The 15938-nt window shown below is 69.6% G+C and carries 16 protein-coding genes and 1 riboswitch; of the genes, 3 read left to right on the top strand and 13 right to left on the bottom strand.

Annotation, left to right across the window (positions count from 1 at the left end; all coding sequences use genetic code 11):
• Positions 1-18: 18 nt before the first annotated feature.
• The 6 genes from uvrC to AC5ZH6_RS12010 are packed head-to-tail and all read right to left on the bottom strand — an operon-like array spanning position 19 to position 6060.
• Positions 19-2067 carry an excinuclease ABC subunit UvrC gene (uvrC, locus tag AC5ZH6_RS12035; RefSeq protein WP_020171407.1) on the bottom strand — a complete coding sequence of 683 codons (2049 nt, stop codon included), beginning with the start codon at positions 2065-2067 and terminating at the stop codon, positions 19-21.
• A 10-nt stretch (positions 2068-2077) separates the two neighbouring features.
• Entirely contained in the window at positions 2078-2953 is an 876-nt protein-coding gene (locus AC5ZH6_RS12030) for an SAM-dependent methyltransferase (RefSeq protein WP_014359936.1), read from the bottom strand.
• A 14-nt stretch (positions 2954-2967) separates the two neighbouring features.
• Positions 2968-3453 (bottom strand): PH domain-containing protein, encoded by a 486-nt coding sequence (locus tag AC5ZH6_RS12025; protein ID WP_006370286.1) that lies wholly within the window; start codon positions 3451-3453, stop codon positions 2968-2970.
• On the bottom strand, positions 3450-3965 hold the full coding sequence (gene ribH, locus AC5ZH6_RS12020; RefSeq protein ID WP_006370284.1) for a 6,7-dimethyl-8-ribityllumazine synthase: 516 nt from the start codon (positions 3963-3965) through the stop codon (positions 3450-3452). Before ribH ends, AC5ZH6_RS12025 begins: the two co-directional genes overlap by 4 nt.
• Before the next feature lie 47 nt (positions 3966-4012).
• Complete coding sequence (locus AC5ZH6_RS12015) at positions 4013-5362, bottom strand: bifunctional 3,4-dihydroxy-2-butanone-4-phosphate synthase/GTP cyclohydrolase II (RefSeq protein WP_020171408.1); 1350 nt, start codon at positions 5360-5362, stop codon at positions 4013-4015.
• Positions 5362-6060: a riboflavin synthase gene (locus tag AC5ZH6_RS12010; protein ID WP_094600477.1), complete on the bottom strand. Its 699-nt coding sequence runs from the start codon at positions 6058-6060 to the stop codon at positions 5362-5364. The genes AC5ZH6_RS12015 and AC5ZH6_RS12010 overlap by 1 nt, the downstream gene beginning before the upstream one ends.
• Positions 6061-6111: 51 nt before the next feature.
• Positions 6112-6266: riboswitch (FMN riboswitch) on the bottom strand.
• Positions 6267-6428: 162 nt separating this feature from the next.
• Here AC5ZH6_RS12010 and AC5ZH6_RS12005 point away from each other — a divergent pair.
• Complete coding sequence (locus tag AC5ZH6_RS12005; protein ID WP_006370278.1) at positions 6429-6704, top strand: lipopolysaccharide assembly protein LapA domain-containing protein; 276 nt, start codon at positions 6429-6431, stop codon at positions 6702-6704.
• A gap of 3 nt (positions 6705-6707) precedes the next feature.
• Here the strand turns inward: AC5ZH6_RS12005 and ribD are convergent, their stop codons facing one another.
• Both ribD and rpe read right to left on the bottom strand, forming a co-directional pair.
• Entirely contained in the window at positions 6708-7739 is a 1032-nt protein-coding gene (gene ribD, locus AC5ZH6_RS12000) for a bifunctional diaminohydroxyphosphoribosylaminopyrimidine deaminase/5-amino-6-(5-phosphoribosylamino)uracil reductase RibD (protein ID WP_094600476.1), read from the bottom strand.
• A gap of 5 nt (positions 7740-7744) precedes the next feature.
• A complete protein-coding gene (gene rpe, locus AC5ZH6_RS11995; protein WP_193361617.1) occupies positions 7745-8422 on the bottom strand; it encodes a ribulose-phosphate 3-epimerase in 678 nt (225 codons plus the stop codon).
• A 104-nt stretch (positions 8423-8526) separates the two neighbouring features.
• On the opposite strand from rpe, the gene AC5ZH6_RS11990 reads away from it, so the two are divergent.
• A complete protein-coding gene (locus tag AC5ZH6_RS11990; RefSeq protein ID WP_496169052.1) occupies positions 8527-8985 on the top strand; it encodes a nuclear transport factor 2 family protein in 459 nt (152 codons plus the stop codon).
• Between the two features lie 63 nt (positions 8986-9048).
• Here AC5ZH6_RS11990 and map read toward each other — a convergent pair whose 3' ends face one another.
• Positions 9049-9813 carry a type I methionyl aminopeptidase gene (gene map / locus AC5ZH6_RS11985; RefSeq protein ID WP_165776290.1) on the bottom strand — a complete coding sequence of 255 codons (765 nt, stop codon included), beginning with the start codon at positions 9811-9813 and terminating at the stop codon, positions 9049-9051.
• Between the two features lie 101 nt (positions 9814-9914).
• On the opposite strand from map, the gene AC5ZH6_RS11980 reads away from it, so the two are divergent.
• Positions 9915-10181, top strand: a complete 267-nt coding sequence (locus AC5ZH6_RS11980; RefSeq protein WP_014359929.1) for a helix-turn-helix transcriptional regulator — start codon at positions 9915-9917, stop codon at positions 10179-10181.
• A gap of 32 nt (positions 10182-10213) precedes the next feature.
• On the opposite strand, the gene AC5ZH6_RS11975 is transcribed toward AC5ZH6_RS11980, so the two are convergent.
• From AC5ZH6_RS11975 to metK, 4 genes are read right to left on the bottom strand one after another with little or no spacing between them, the layout of a single operon-like run.
• Positions 10214-11674 carry an RsmB/NOP family class I SAM-dependent RNA methyltransferase gene (locus AC5ZH6_RS11975; RefSeq protein WP_094600473.1) on the bottom strand — a complete coding sequence of 487 codons (1461 nt, stop codon included), beginning with the start codon at positions 11672-11674 and terminating at the stop codon, positions 10214-10216.
• Positions 11671-12606, bottom strand: coding sequence for a methionyl-tRNA formyltransferase (gene fmt / locus AC5ZH6_RS11970; RefSeq protein WP_211545006.1), 936 nt, complete (start codon positions 12604-12606; stop codon positions 11671-11673). The genes AC5ZH6_RS11975 and fmt overlap by 4 nt, the downstream gene beginning before the upstream one ends.
• 55 nt (positions 12607-12661) lie before the next feature.
• Positions 12662-14692, bottom strand: coding sequence for a primosomal protein N' (locus AC5ZH6_RS11965; protein ID WP_428841855.1), 2031 nt, complete (start codon positions 14690-14692; stop codon positions 12662-12664).
• 8 nt (positions 14693-14700) lie between these two features.
• Entirely contained in the window at positions 14701-15912 is a 1212-nt protein-coding gene (gene metK, locus AC5ZH6_RS11960) for a methionine adenosyltransferase (RefSeq protein ID WP_006370265.1), read from the bottom strand.
• Positions 15913-15938: the final 26 nt, after the last annotated feature.

Here is a 15938-nt window from a genome sequence, read left to right as displayed (position 1 = left end):
TCATACCGCTGCTCGTGTTCATGACCATCCCACCGTCACATCGTGTGTGGTCTCGCCCGGTCCGGCCGCCGAATCGTCGGTGGCCTGCGGCGCATCGGCGGCCACTGGCGCGTCCCCGGCAAGCGCCTCGTGCACCACCCGGGCGGTCCCCGGGCCGATGCCGGGCACCGCGGCGATGTCGTCGACGGTGGCCTCCCGCAGTTTTGCGACGGAGCCGAAGTGGGTGACCAGCGCGGTGCGCCGGGAGCGTCCGAGCCCGGGGACGCCGTCGAGTACCGACTCGGTCATGCGTTTGCTGCGTTTGCTGCGGTGGAAGGTGATCGCGAAACGGTGCGCCTCGTCGCGCACCCGCTGCAGCAGGAACAGCGCCTCGCTGGAGCGGGGCAGGATCACCGGTTCGTCGTCACCGGGCACCCAGATCTCCTCGAGTCGCTTGGCCAACCCGATCACGGCGACGTCGGTGACGCCGAGCTCGTCGAGTACGGTCGCCGCGGCGTGCACCTGCGGCGCGCCACCGTCGACGACGAACAGGTTCGGCGGGTAGGCGAATCGACGCGCCTTCTTGGAATCGGGATCGGCGGCCACCTGCGCCGCCACCTGCGCGGCGACACCGTCGGCCTGATCGGCGCGATGGCGCAGGAATCGTCGGCGGGTCACCTCGGCGATCGAGCCGACGTCGTCGGAGCGGCCGTCGCCGGCGGCCTCGCGGATCGAATAGTGCCGATAATCGGACTTGCGGGGCAAGCCGTCCTCGAAGACGACGAGCGAGGCCACCACATCGGTGCCCTGCACATGCGAGATGTCGACGCACTCGATCCGCAGCGGGGCCTGGTCGAGTCCGAGGCCCTCCTGCAACTCGGTCAGTGCCGCCGACCGCGTCGTCAGGTCACCGGCACGGCGTAACTTGTGCTGCGTCAACGCTTCTCCCGCGTTGCGCGCGACCGTCTCGAACAACGCCTTCTTGTCGCCGCGTTGCGGCACCCGCAGACTGACACGGCTGCCACGCAGATCGGAGAGGAACTCGGTCAGCTCCTCGTGCTCGGCGGGAAGCGCGGGGACGAGGACCTCACGCGGCACCGACTCACCGCGCTCGCGGTCCTCGCCGACCTCGACGGTCGCGTCGAGATCGGCCTGGGCGCCATAGAACTGCGTGAGGAACTGCCCGACCTGCTCGCCGATGTCGTCGTCATCGGATTTCTCCACGACCCACCCGCGCTCACCGCGCACCCGACCGTCCCGGACGTGAAAGATCTGCACCGACACCTCGAGTTCATCGCCGACCATGGCGATGACGTCGGCGTCGGTGCCGTCGCCGAGTACCACCGCCTGCTTCTCCAACGCGCGCCGCATCGCCCCCACGTCGTCGCGCAGACGCGCCGCCCGTTCGAAGTCGAGTGCTTCTGCGGCCGAGGCCATCTCACGCTCGAGGCGCTTGATCATCTGGTCGGTGCGGCCGGCCAGGAAGTCGCAGAAATCATTGACGATCTCGCGGTGTTCGATGGCGCTGACCCGACCGATACACGGCGCCGAACACTTGTCGATGTAGCCGAGCAGACACGGCCGGTCGATTTGCCCGTGCCGCTTGAACACCCCGGCCGAGCAGGTGCGGGCCGGGAACACCCGGGTCAGCAGGTCGACGGTCTCGCGGATGGCCCACGCGTGCGAATACGGACCGAAGTAGCGCACGCCACGACGCCGCGGCCCACGATAGACGAACAGCCGCGGATACTCTTCGTTGAGCGTGACCGCCAGCATCGGGTAACTCTTGTCGTCGCGATAACGGACGTTGAACCGGGGATCGAACTCCTTGATCCAGTTGTATTCCAGCTGCAGCGCCTCGACCTCGGTGCCGACGACCGTCCACTCCACCGACGCCGCGGTGGTCACCATCTGGCGGGTGCGCGGATGCAGCGAGGAGATGTCGGCGAAGTACGACGTCAGCCGTGAGCGAAGGTTCTTGGCCTTGCCCACATAGATGACGCGGCCGTGGGAATCACGGAATTTGTAGACCCCCGGATCGGTGGGGATCGTCCCGGGCGCGGGACGGTAGGTACTCGGGTCGGCCACGTGTTCCAGGCTAGTCGGCGCGGCCGACGGATCGGGATTCGAACCGGCCGGCGAGCAGACTCGCCGACGGCCCCGCCGAACCGTCGTCGGCGGTGCCCGGGCCCACGAGCTCGGCATCGACGGCTCGGCCCGCCGCGGCGAGTACCGAGACGGTGTCGGTGAGCTCACAGGTCCACCCGGTGTCGGTGAAACGCCCGACGATGCCCGGGTCCTCGTGCCACAGCGCGGCCACCTGCGCGAAGGGGCCATCGGTGCGTGTGCGGCGCGTGGAGCGGACGGTGACCCCGACCCGTGATCCGGATGCGCTGGCCTGCCCGATGGTGTCGATCACCCGCCGCGCGACGTCGGGTTCCAGATAGACCAGGAGTCCTTCGGCGAGCCAGCACGTCGGCTCATCGGTGTGCAGGCCGGCCTCGAGCAGGGGCGGCAACCAGTCGGAGATCAGATCGGCCTGCACGACCCGGCGGCCGGTGGTGGCGACCAGCTCGTGCTCGGCGACGAGAGCTTCCTTGACCTCGACCACGGGCGGGCGGTCCAGCTCGTAGACCACCGCCGCCGGTCCCAGCTCCAGCCGAAAGGCCCGGGCGTCGAGTCCGGAGCCGAGGATGACGAACTGCTCGATCCCGTCGCGTGCGGCCGATCGGAACAGCTCGTCGAGGAACAGGGTGCGGGCGACGATCCAGTGGTACATGCCGCGACGTTCGCGACCCGCGGCATCGGTGACCGGCGGCATCGGCCGCAGGGTGCCGTCGGGATCGGTGAGAGCGGAATCGAACAACGCAACGGCCAACGGGTCGGCGAACAGCGCATCACGTCGCAGCGATTCGTAGGCGCGCACATAGGCCACCCCGAGTGCGGTCTGCCCCACGGCGTCGAGATCGATCATCGCGTGTCCCCGACTCAGCCGCGACGGTAGAGCTGCTCGATCTCCCGGTAGCGTTCCATCGCCTCGATCGCGCGGGCGCCGTCACCGGCCTGGATCGCCAGCACCGGCACGTGCTCGTCGGCGGGGAGCTCGAGCTGGCCGCCGAAACCCTTGTCCGGGTAGGTGAGTCCGCGTACCTGGTCCCACTCGAAGAGCCGCTCGGTGGCCAGATTGCGCACCGACACCCCACGAGAGCCGACCCGCAGGCGGGGTCGGGCGAGCAACATGATGGCGCACGCCTCGACCAGACCGATGCAGATGAGCGCGGCCTGATCGGACCAGCCGATGTTGTCCGGACCGGTGTTGGAGATGGTCAGCAGTAGACCGAAGGTCACGTGGATGACCACCACCACCGCCGCGGCGACGATGCCGATCAGCCGCAGGCGCCGCGACCGGTACTCCATGTCCCACTCGGACGTCGACGCATCGGTCACCGCGGGCTCCGGTCGTGCCTCGTTCACGATGCCGCGGCCGTCGTCACCGACCCGGGATAGGCCTCGCCGCGACTCAGCGCGCGCAGGGTCAGGGCCGAGGCCAGCGCCGCCGTCGTGGCCTGAGCGCCCTTGTCCTCCTTGGATTCCGGTAAACCGGCCCGATCCAGGGCCTGCTCCTCGGTGAACGTGGTCAGCACCCCGTTGCCCACCGGGGTCGACTCGTCCAGCGACACCCGGGTCAGGCCCGCGGTCACCGCGTCACAGACGTAGTCGAAGTGCGGGGTCTCCCCCTTGATGACCACACCCAGCGCGACGACGGCGTCATGGGTACGCGCCAGGGCCTGCACGATCACCGGCAGTTCGATGGCACCGGCCACCTGCACGATCGTCGGATCGTCGACGCCGTGCTCGGCTGCGGCGCGCACCGCACCGTCGAGCAGCGCCCGACAGATCGTCGCGTGCCATTGCGACGAGACGATCGCCAGGCGCAGCTTGCCCGCATCCCCCAACTCGAGGGTGGGTTCACCGTGTCCGCTCATACAGGTCCTCCGCTCGTACAGGTCCGCAGCTCATACGAGTCCGCGGCTCATGCCGGTCCGCCGTCTCCGGCCGCCGAATCCAGTGTGCCGTGCGGATCCCAGTTGTCCGGACCGTCCCAGTTCTCCAGACCGTCGAGATCGTGACCCATCCGGTCACGCTTGGTCCGCAGATACCGCAGATTCTCCTTGTTCGCCCGCACCGGCATCGGCACGCGCTCCACGATATGCAACCCGTACCCGTCGAGTCCCACCCGCTTGGCCGGATTGTTGGTGAGCAGGCGCATCGAGGTGACCCCGAGGTCGACGAGGATCTGTGCGCCCAGACCGTAGTCGCGGGAGTCGGCGGGCAGACCGAGCTGCAGATTCGCATCGACGGTGTCCGAGCCCGCGTCCTGCAACTGGTAGGCCTGCAACTTGTGCAGCAGGCCGATGCCGCGCCCCTCATGACCGCGCATGTACAGCACCACCCCGCGCCCCTCGGCGGCAACCATCTCCATCGCGGCATCGAGCTGCGGACCGCAATCGCAGCGCAGCGAACCGAAGACATCGCCGGTGAGGCATTCGGAATGCACCCGCACCAGCACATCACTGCCGCTGCCGTCGGCTCCGGCGAGATCACCCATCACCAGTGCCACATGCTCGACGTCGTCGTGGATGCTGGTGTATCCGACGGCTCGGAAATCCCCGTGCCGGGTGGGGATGCGGGCATCGGCGACGCGGACCACATGCTTCTCGTGACGGCGTCGCCACGCGATCAGGTCGGCGATCGAGATCAACGCGAGATCATGCTCGTCGGCGAAGATGCGCAGCTCGTCGGTCTGGGCCATCGACCCGACGTCCTTTTGCGACACCACCTCACAGATCACCCCCGCCGGTGCGAGACCGGCCAGCCGGGCGAGATCCACGGCCGCCTCGGTGTGTCCGGGCCGGCGCAACACGCCACCCTCCTTGGCGCGCAACGGGACCACATGGCCCGGACGGGTGAAATCGCCCGCGGTACTCGCCGGATCGGCCAGCAACCGCATCGTCGTCGCCCGATCCGAGGCGCTGATCCCGGTGCCGATGCCCTCCCGCGCGTCGACGGTGACGGTGTAGGCGGTGCCGTGCTTGTCCTGGTTCATCGAGTACATCGGCGGGAGTCCCAGCCGATCACAGTCGTCACCGGCCAGCGGCACACACAGATACCCCGAGGTGTAGCGCACCATGAACGCCACGAGCTCGGGGGTGGCCTTTTCCGCGGCGAAGATCAGATCACCCTCGTTCTCGCGATCCTCATCGTCGACCACCACGACGGCCCTGCCGGCCGCGATGTCGGCGATCGCACGCTCGACGGTATCCAGATGCACTGCTGCACTTGTTGATTCACTCACGGTCTCGTCGCTGACGGTCTCGCTCATCACTTCACCTCTGCCGTGCCGGCTGTGTTCTGGGTTCGGATCGACTCGGCGCGGGTCGCCTGGAGTCGTTCGACGTATTTGGCGAGGACGTCGACCTCGAGATTGACCACCGCGCCGACCGACGCCGACCCCAGAGTGGTCTCCTGCAAAGTGGTGGGGATCAACGAGATCTCGAACCAGTCACCCGGCCCGCTCGCTTCGCTCCCGGCGCCGATCTCCCCCGGCCCGCTCGCTTCGCTCCCGGCGCCGATCGCCGAGACGGTCAGCGAGACACCGTCAACGGTGATCGAGCCCTTCTCCACGAGATAGCGGCTCAGGTGCGGATCGACGCCGATGCGTACGACCGTCCAATTCTGGGAGGGGGTGATCGCCACGACGGTCCCGGTGCCGTCCACGTGCCCCTGCACGATGTGACCGCCGAACCGGCCGTCGGCGCGCAAGGCGCGTTCGAGGTTGACCGAGCTGCCCGGTCCGAGACGATCGAGCGAACTGCGGCGGAGGGTTTCGGCCATCACATCGACGGTGAACTGCTGGTCGTCGAATTCGACGACCGTCAGACACACGCCGTTGACCGCGATCGAATCGCCGAATCCGGCGTCGGAGGTGACCCGCGGGCCACGAATGGTGAGTCGGGCCGCGTCGGTGAGATCATCTCGGCCGACGATGGTGCCCAGTTCCTCGACGATGCCTGTGAACACCTTCTACCTCCTGTCGAGCTCGCTCGGAGCAGACAGGACGGCGTAGGGCCGTCTTGTTCTCTCGCATCCGGACTATGACCGTCGGCTCCGGATTCACACCGGAATCTGCTGTCCCCGTCCGGGTGGACGGGCGCTCGCGGGCTCGGTGTCGCCTGTGCGCCACCATCACCGCCGGTGGGGAGTTTCACCCCGCCCCGAGAACGTACGTATCGACGCTAGCACGAGGTCGCGGACCCAACCAGTACGGCGGTCCACTTACGCGGTGAGGCGGGTTCAACTGTCGCACAGCGACGAGCGCCACTGCGCTACGATTCACCACACCAGGTCTGGATTCTCGGACCCGGTATACGGCGAAAGGCGACGCCAGCATGGCCGACAACTCGACGCGGACATCCACCGGACCCGCTGCTCGAACACCCGGCGAGATGGTCCTCGGACTCCTGAAACGCTTTTGGCTCCCGCTGATCCTGGTGATCGTCGCGATCATCTTCATCGCCCAGAACACCCAGCACGTGCAGGTGCGGTTCCTGATGTTCTCCATCAGCTCATGGCAGTGGCTGATCCTCACCATCGTCGCGCTCGGCGGCCTGCTCGCGGGCTGGATCCTGGGGCGCAACGGCGCCCGCAAGCGCTCACGGCAGTAACGCTCACGGCAGTAACCGGTCGCACACACTCCGGATCAGGACGTCGTCACCGAGTCGTTCGACGTCGGCCAGATGTAGTTCGGTTGCGTCGGCGAGCGTGATCGTCGCGGCCCGTTCGACCGCCGACGGCCCGGCACCCAGGATCGTCGGCGCCACATAGCTGTCGACCTCGTCGACCAGGTCGGCGTCGAGGAACGCGCCGATGATCCCCGGGCCACCCTCCACCAGCACCCACGTCGTGTCGTCCAGCGCCGCGAGCACCTCGACCGGATCGTGGGTGCGGACATGCCGGAACCCACCCACCGTGGCGTCACGAATCCGGGCGCCGTCGGGAATGTCGCGCTCCCCCATGGCAACCCGGATGGGTTGGTGGGCATGCGGCGTGCCGTCGGGCAACCGGGCGGTCAGTGCGGGGTCGTCGGCGACGACGGTCCCGGTGCCGACGATGATCGCGTCGAGTTCGGCGCGCTGCCGATGGGCCCGGGCGCGTGCCTGCGGCCCGGTGATCCACTGACTCGTGCCGTCCGGCGCGGCGATCCGGCCGTCGAGGGTGGACGCGATCTTCGCGGTGACCAGCGGGCGTCCGAACCGTTGGCGAAACAGCCAGCCGCGCAACGGCCCCGACCGTGCGTCGAGGGCACCGACGCCCGCGATCACCTCGATCCCCGCCGCACGCAACCGGTCCGCACCACCCGCCGCGGTCGGATTCGGGTCGCCGACGGCGTAGACCACCCGGGCCACACCCGCCTCGATCAATGCCTGGGCGCACGGACCTGTGCGCCCGGTGTGATTGCACGGCTCGAGGGTGACCACCGCGGTCGCGCCGCGCGCCGCATCCCCGGCGCGGCGCAGCGCCTCGATCTCGGCGTGCGCACCGCCCGGCGGCTGGGTGTGACCGCGTGCGATCTCGGTACCGTCCGGCGCCAGCAACACGGCGCCGACCGCCGGATTCGGCGACACCCCACCGAGTGCCGCTCGCGATTCGGCGACGGCCTCACGCATCGCGGCGGCCAGCACCGCCTCGTCGGGGATCATGGTTGTCAGTGAGCGTGTACCCGTGCGGCCGTTGCCTTCTCACGCAACGCCGCGACGGCGGCACCGGCGTCGGCGGGACCGTAGACCGCGGACCCGGCGACGAAGCAGTCGACGCCGGCCTCGGCGGCCTCGGCGATCGTCCCGTCGTGGATGCCCCCGTCGATCTCCACGAGCAGCCGCAACTCGCCGGCGTCGACGATCGTGCGGATCTCGCGCACCTTGTCGAGCACCTCCGGCATGAACTTCTGGCCGCCGAAACCCGGTTCGACGCTCATCACGAGCAGGGTGTCGAAGTCCCGCAGGATCGCCAGGTACGGCTCGAGCGCGGTGCCCGGTTTGAGGGCGAGACCGGCTTTTCCGCCCGCGGCCCGGATGTCCTTGGCCACGGCGACCGGGTCGTCGGTCGCCTCGGCGTGGAAGGTGACGTTGTAGGCGCCCGCCTCGGCGTACGGCGGGGCCCAGCGACCGGGGTCGTCGATCATCAGGTGGCAGTCGAGTGGGATGTCGGTGGCCTTGAGCAGGCTCTCCACGACCGGCAGCCCGAGGGTGAGGTTGGGGACGAAGTGGGCGTCCATCACGTCCACGTGCAACCAGTCGGCGCGCGAGGGTCCCGGTCCGGAGACCGCGTCGGCCTCGGCGGCGAGGTTGGCGAAGTCGGCCGAGAGGATCGACGGGGCGATCATCGGGGCAATCGGGGAACTCATGGCAGACAACATACGCGGCCGGGCGGCACCGACGAAGTCGGGTTTGGCGCCCACCGATCGCCGCCGGTGCGACACTCGACACCATGGACGACGAGGTCTCGAACAACGACACCGGCGGGGTCCCGGGCGAGGACACCGGTGGGGTCGCCGAGGCCCTGTGGCGGTGTGAACCGATCTTTCACCGATGGGAGCGCGGCCTCTCCCGCGCCGAATTCGACCGGATGACCGATGTGGACTTCTCGGAGGTCGGCGCCTCGGGCAGCCGCTACGACCGCGAATACGTGTGGTCGGTGCTCGCCCGGCGTCATGCCAGCACCACAGCCGCGACCGACCTCGAAGAGAACTGGCGCGTCGAGGATTTCGTGGTGCGCAGCATCACCCCTGCCACCCAGCTGGTCACCTATACGCTGCACCAGGGTGAGAGGGTGTCGCGCCGGGCAACGATCTGGCGGTACGACGGTGGGCAGGAGGACGGTGGGCAGGAAGACGGTGGGCACTGGGTGGCGCTGTATCACCAGGGCACCCTGGTGCCGGATCGGTAATTGCCGGACGGGTCATGCCCCCCGGATCGGCCATACCCCCGGATCGGCCATACCCCGGATCGGTCATACCCCCGTGAGGATGCGCGGTCCGTCGTCGGTGATCGCCACGGTGTGCTCGGTGTGGGCGCCGACGCGTCCGTCGGCCAGACGCAGGGTCCACCCGTCGGGGTCGACCACGAGTTCGTCGGTACCCAGGCCCCACCACGGCTCGAGGGCGAGCACCATCCCCGACTTGAGGCGGATGCCGCGTCCGGCGCGCCCCGTGTTCGGGATGTGTGGGTCCTCGTGCATGGTCCGCCCGAGTCCGTGTCCGCCGAAGTCGGTGTTGACGCGGTAGCCGTCGGCGTGGGCGACCGCACCGATCGCGGCGGAGATGTCGCCGAGACGGCCCTGTGGCACCGCCTTCTCGATTCCCGCGGCCAGTGCACGACGCGTCGAATCGATCAGGGCGCTCACCTCGTCGTCGACGGTGCCGACCTGGGTGGTCACCGCCGCATCGGCGACCCATCCGTCGATCGACACCGCGAGATCCATGGTCAGCACATCCCCGTCGGCCAGCACATGGTCGTGCGGAAGACCATGGAGCACAGCGTCGTTCACCGACAGGCAGATCACGTTGCGGAAGGGGCCACGACCGAACGAGGGCGAGTAATCCCAATAGCACGACCGGGCACCCCGAGTGTCGAGCATCGTGCGGGCGTGCGCTTCGAGGTCGAGCAGGTTCACCCCGGGCCGGGCCCGGCCGCCGATCTCGTGCAGGACTTCGGCGACGAAGCGGCCGGTGACTGCGATCTTGTCGATCTCGGCCGGGGACTTCAGTTCGATCATCGCACTCCACTCGGATCGCATCGGTCGGAACCACATCGGTATTTCTATACCCGTCGACGCTACCATGGATCGGTACAGTAATACCGGCTATGATGGCCGGCATGGTGCGCGTTCCACTGACCCCCGAACAAGTCGAGGCCGGCCGCCGGCTCGGCGCACTGCTCCGCGGCGCCCGCGCCGGCCGTGACCCGGAAACGATTGCGCGAGATGCGGGAATCTCGCCGGAGACGCTGCGCAAGATCGAGGTGGGCCGGATCGCCACCCCCAGTTTCGGCACCGTGGTGGCCATTTGTGACGCACTCGGGCTCCCGGTCACCGACGCCGTGGAGGTATGGCGGTCGGCGACGGCCGAGGACGTCGCCGTCTGACCCGGTCCCGTCAGCTCCTCGGTCCACGCGTCTCAGCCGCGCGTCAGCGCGGCGAGGAACATCGCGTCGGTGCCATGGATGTGTGGCCACAGCTGCACATGCGGACCCTCGCCGAGTTCGATGGCGCCGACGAGTGGCCGCGCATCGAGTTGGCGTGCGGTCGTGACCGATTCGAGCACGCTCGACACCAGGTCGGTGGTCTCCGCCGGGTGCGGGGAGCACGTGGAGTACAGCACCACCCCGCCGGGACGAACCAGCCGCAGCGCCTCGGTCAGCAACTCTCGTTGCAGCGCAACGAGTTCGGGAACATCGGTCGGCTGCCGGCGCCACCGCGCCTCGGGCCGCCGGCGCAACGATCCCAGGCCGGTACACGGGGCGTCGAGCAGAATCCGGTCGAAGCCGGGCTCGAGTCCGGTGTGGGCGGTGACATCGCGCGCATCGGCCACATGGACGTCGACCGGGAGATCGCGCACCACACCGCGAATGAGGTCGGCGCGATGCTCGCTGACCTCGATGGCGTCGAGGTGCGCGTTGTCGATGTCGGCGAGCGCACCGATCAGGGCGGCCTTGCCGCCAGGCCCGGCACACATGTCGAGCCACCGACCGCCGTCGGCCCCGATGTCGGCCACCGTCACCGCCCGCGCCACCAACTGGCTGCCCTCATCCTGCACGCCGGCGTAGCCCTGCCGGATTGCCTCCACGTCACCGGGATCGCCGCCGGGCAGGTAGACACAGTACGGCGAGTATCTGCCGATCTCTCCCCCGCTGGTCAGCGCGAGTTCCTCGGCCGTGATGAAACCGGGCCGCGCGACGAGGTGCACCGGTGGCCGCTCGTCGTCGGCGGCGAGCGCGGCCTGCAATTGCCCGAACGAACCGCCGAGGGCGTCGTAGAACACCTCCGCGATCCACCGCGGATGCGCATAGCGGAAGGCCAGGTGACCGATCAGGTCGTCGGCCATGGACGGGGCGAGTAGATCGACCCACAGCTCCTCGTCGCGCTGAGAGACCTTGCGCAGCACCGCGTTCACGAATCCGGCGGGCCCGATGCCGGCTTCGGACCGGACCAGGTCCACCGAGGTGTCGACGGCCGCGTGGGCACCGACCCGGGTGCGCAACAGCTGATAGGTGCCCAGCCGGAGCACGTCGAGCAGCTTGCCGTCGATTTCGTCGACCGGGCGGTTCGCGGCGGCGGCGATGACCGCGTCGAGGATGCCCTGTGCGCGTGCCGAACCATAGGTCAGTTCGGTGGCCAGTGCGGCGTCTCGACCGCTGATGTGGCGCTCCCGCAACATCTTCGGCAGCACGAGGTTGGCGTAGGCGTCGCGCTCACGGACGGCACGCAACACATCGCGGGCGGTCTCGCGGACCGGATCGACCGCCTTGTCCCGCACCTTCGGATCGTTACGGGAGCCGCGACCCGGACCGGAACGATGATTGCCCCGATCGGTCCCGCTGCGGTTGGACCCGTTGCGGTCACCGCGTGGTCTGCTCATCCGAGCACACTCCCCTCGTCGAGGCGGGCGCCACGCGCCCAGTCGGTCGCCGGCATCGGCTTCTTCCCTGGTGCCTGCACCGGGCCCAGGCGGACCGGGGTGGTGCCCGTCCCGACGAACACGGCCTTCTTCGTCACGTGGACCTCACCCGGCGCCAACTTTTCGGGTGCCGTCGAATCCGCAATCGAGACCGGCCCGAGTTTGAGTCGGAGGTCACCGTGGGTGGTCCACGCGCCCGGTGCCGGGGTGTGCGCGCGAATACGGCGATCGATGATGTGCGCGGGCAGGTCCCACCGCACCCGGGCGTCGTCGACCTCGACCTTCGGGGCGTGGCTGACGCCGTCGGCCGGCTGCGGAACCGGGGTCAGCGCCCCCGCCTCGATCCCCGACAAGGTGTCGACGAGCAGACCCGCCCCGGCGTCGGCGAGACGGTCGAGGAGTTCACCGCTGGTGTCGGTGTCGCGGATGGTCTCGGTCAGCACCCCGTACACCGGCCCGGTGTCGAGGCCCTTCTCGAGGCGGAAGGTGCTGGCTCCGGTGGTGGCGTCACCGGCGGCGATCGCCGCCTGGACCGGCGCCGCTCCCCGCCATGCGGGCAGCACCGAGAAATGCAGGTTGATCCAGCCGTGGGTGGGCAGCTCGAGCAGGGGCGGCGGCACGAGCCCGCCGTAGGCCACGACCGCCCCGGCGTCGGGCGCCCAGCCCTGCAGCGTCTCGGCGACCTCGGGTTCACCGAGACGTCGTGGGGTGATGACCGGGATGCCGTGGGTGTCGGCGAGTTCGGCGACCGGCGCCCGGTGCACCTTGCGGCCGCGTCCCGAGACCGCATCCGGACGGGAGATGACTCCGACGACGTCGTGCTCGGAACCCTCGATGAGCCGTCGCAGCGACGGCACCGCGACCTCCGGTGTTCCTGCGAACACGATTCTCACGCCGGTTTCCTCCACTCGCTCGACCATCTCGACCCACGCACGACGTGCGCGGCGTTCATCCGATCGTAGGCGGATCGATCTGGACCCGGATCGGTCCGGTCTCGCGTTGCGCGTTGCGCCGGATGTGCGCGGCGCGCAGGGCCTCGGCCAGCCGGCGACCTTCGCGGCGGTCGGTGCGGATCAGCACCCGTTCGATCTCGTCGGGAGCGCCGTGCCCGCCCGGCCGGTCCCAGTCGGCGCTGCCCGCGGGCGGACGGACACCGTCGGGCAGCGGGACCGGGCCCAAGGTGTCGGCGCCGTCGGGCAACTCGATCTGGTCGACGAAACCGGTGACCAGCTCGGCCGGACCGTCGATCGAGGCCATCGTGACCGCGGGCGGGAAGCCGAGCTCGACGCGACGCCCGAGTTCGGTCTCGGCGAAACCGACCGGGTCCCAACGGATCAGGGCTTGTACCGGATGCAGCGTCGAGTCGGCGACGATGACCATCGTCCCGCCCTGCCGCCGGGCCCGGACCAGCGCGCCGACGGCCATCCACCGGCGCACGGCATCTTCTTCGGCGCGCAGATCGGCGCGGTCGAGCTGAGCCCAGGTGTCGAGGATGACCGCGGCCCCGTAACCGCCCGGCGCGACCGGTTCGGCCCCGGGCGTGGCGACCACCACGCGCGGTCCCGGCTCCACTTCGTCGACGACGCCGGTCCCGCCGCTGGTGACGACCGGCGCGCCGGCGAAGGCCCGGCCGAGTTCCTCGGCCGTCCGGCGGGCGCCGACGGTGAGGGCGCGGACGCGGGTGCCGCCGCACTCCGGGCATCGGAAGTTGGTCTCGGGACGCCCGCACCACCGGCAGGACAACGATCCGTGGACGTCCATCTGCAACGGGCCGTGGCATGCCCGGCAGCGGGCGTGTTCGCGGCAGCGGGCACAGGCCAGCGACGGGATGTACCCGCGCCGCGGGACACTGAACAGCACCGGCGCGTCGGCGGCCAGCGCGCGCCGCGCGGCATCGAAGGCGACCGCCGGGATACGTGCGGTGTGCGCCAACGGGTCCCGCGCAACGCGGACGTCCTCGTCGGTGATGGCCTCGATCGCGGCACCACGTTCGCGGACGACGGCGCGGTCGGCGACGAGATCGTGCGCCCAGCCCGAGACGACGAGTGCCTGCGCCTCGGCGGTGCGCGCGTAGCCGCCGATCACCAGCCCGGCCTGCTCGTGATGGGCGCGCAGCACCGCGACCTCCCGGGGGTGCGGATACGGTGCGCGCGGTTCGTTGAGGCTGTCGTCACCGTCGTCCCACACCACGATCAACCCGAGATCGTGCACGGGCGCGAAGATCGCGCTGCGCGTGCCGAGGACGACGTCGGCTCCTCCGCGCCGTACCGCCAGCCACCGGCGGTAGCGGGCGGTCGGCCCCAGACCGGCGGCCAGGGTGACGCAGCGATCGCCCAGCAGCGGCTCGCAGGCCGCCGAAAGGCGATCGAGGTCGCGTTGGTCGGGAACGACGATGACCACGCCACGACCGGCGGCGGCGGTCAGCGCGGCGAGATCGGCGAGCCGATGCGGCCAGCTCTCTCCCGGGGTGGCCTGCCATACCGCCCGCGGATTCGACGATGCCAACGACTCCAGGAACGCCGCGCCGGTGCGATAGGCCTGCCAGGCACTGCGGTCGGGCGCCACCACCTCCGTGCTCGGCATGGGGGTCGGTTGCGCCTCGGTGCGCGCGTGGCGGGGTGGGACGGCCAATCGCAGGACGTCGGACATCGTGCCCGCATACCGGTCGGCGACAGCGCGACACACGTGTGCGATCTCGGCCGAGAGCACCGGCTCCGCCGACACGATCCGTTCGATCCAGCCCAGGCGCCCCTCGTGGTCGGAGTCGTCGATCCGTTCGAGGAGGAAACCGTCGACGAGCCGGCCGGCGAAGCGGACCCGTACCCGCACGCCCGGGACGGCGTCGTCGTCCTGGTCGGTGTCGATCAGGTAGTCGAACGGCCGGTCGAGGTGGGCGAGCCCCAGCATCGGCAGGACGCGGGCGATGGGTGCGGAGTGTGCACGCTCACGGGCCCCGGCGCGGTCACCACCGGCCGCCAACGCGGGGACTACAGTCCGGCGGCCGCGCGGAGCTTCTCGGCGCGGTCGGTGCGCTCCCACGGGAGGTCGACGTCGGTACGGCCGAAGTGGCCGTAGGCGGCGGTCGGTCCGTAGATCGGGCGCAGCAGATCCAGGTCGCGGATGATCGCCAGCGGACGCAGGTCGAATGTCTCGGAGATCGCGCGGCGGATGACCACCGGGTCGGTCTTCTCGGTGCCGAAGGTCTCGACGAACAAGCCCACCGGGGCGGCGCGGCCGATGGCGTAGGCGACCTGCACCTCGATACGGTCGGCGAGTCCCGCGGCGATCGCGTTCTTGGCGACCCAGCGCATCGCGTAGGCGGCGCTGCGGTCGACCTTCGACGGGTCCTTGCCGGAGAATGCGCCACCACCGTGACGGGCCATGCCGCCATAGGTGTCGACGATGATCTTGCGGCCGGTCAGCCCGGCGTCGCCCATCGGACCACCGAGCACGAACTTGCCGGTCGGGTTCACCAGCAGCCGGTAACCGTCGGTGGTCAGACCCGGCAGATCGAGCTCGGCCAGAACCGGGTCGACGACCTGGCTCTGGATGTCGGGGGTGAGCATGTTGTCCAGGTCGATGTCGGCGGCGTGCTGTGTGGAGAGCACGACCGTGTCGAGGCGGACCGGCTTGTCGCCGTCGTATTCGATGGTGACCTGGGTCTTGCCGTCGGGGCGCAGATACGGCAGTGCACCGGACTTGCGGACCTCGGTCAGGCGGCGCGACAGGCGATGGGCCAACGCGATGGGCACCGGCATGTACTCCGGGGTCTCGTTGGTGGCGTAACCGAACATCAAGCCCTGGTCGCCCGCGCCCTGGGCGTCGATCTCGTCCTCGGAGATGCCGCTGCGGTTCTCGTGGGAGTTGAACACGCCGCCCGCGATGTCCGGCGACTGCGCGCCGATGGCCACGTTCACACCGCACGACGCGCCGTCGAAGCCCTTGGTCGACGAGTCGTAGCCGATGTCGAGGATCTTGCCGCGGACGATGCCCGGGATGTCGACGTAGGCGCTGGTCGTCACCTCGCCGGCGACGTGCACCTGTCCGGTGGTGACCAGGGTCTCCACCGCGACGCGGGCCTTGGGGTCCTGATCGAGGATGGCGTCGAGGATCGAGTCGCTGATCGCGTCACAGATCTTGTCCGGGTGTCCCTCGGTGACGGACTCGCTGGTGAAAAGGCGGGACGCAGAGCTGGACATCGGATCCTCTCGAGGTCGTGACGGCG

The organism is Gordonia sp. YC-XJ4, assembly GCF_059511865.1.
The sequence above is the reverse complement of the archived record's forward strand: the minus strand, read 5'-3'. Positions and strand labels throughout refer to the sequence as shown.